This window comes from Limosilactobacillus balticus, from assembly GCF_014145615.1.
Classification (GTDB): Bacteria; Bacillota; Bacilli; order Lactobacillales; family Lactobacillaceae; genus Limosilactobacillus; species Limosilactobacillus balticus.
In genome coordinates this window covers 1-385 of record NZ_JACIVH010000037.1, presented here as the reverse complement: position 1 = coordinate 385, position 385 = coordinate 1, and the positions used below count along the sequence as shown (strand labels likewise).

Genomic DNA, 385 nt, shown 5'->3' with positions numbered 1-385 from the left:
GCACCAGTACAAACGGTAATGGCAGATATTAATCAGAATGGTACTACTAGGGTGGAATATACGAGTGAAACAGAGCATTCAGAAAGTGTATCTCATTCGGAAAGTACATCAGCAAGTAATTCTGCGTCAATTCAAGAGAGTGTTTCAAGCAGTACTAGTCAATCAATTGAAACATCATTAAGCGGTAGTCAAAGTGGATCGATTTCGTTGAGTCGAAGCGAAAGTGCCTCAACCTCAGTAAGTGCGAGTGAATCAACTTCAGCTTCGGTAAGTGCAAGTGAAAGTACCTCTGCTTCGGTAAGTGCAAGTGAAAGCACATCAGCATCTGTAAGTGCGAGTGAATCAACTTCAGCTTCGGTAAGTGCAAGTGAAAGTACCTCCGCTT

1 protein-coding gene is annotated in these 385 nt (G+C 42.6%); it reads right to left on the bottom strand.

Translation table 11 applies throughout. The annotated features are described in order from the left end of the window. Nucleotides 1-188 precede the first annotated feature (188 nt). Nucleotides 189-385 (bottom strand): hypothetical protein (locus tag H5S10_RS00455; protein WP_267905325.1); only part of this gene is annotated, 197 nt, incomplete at its 5' end.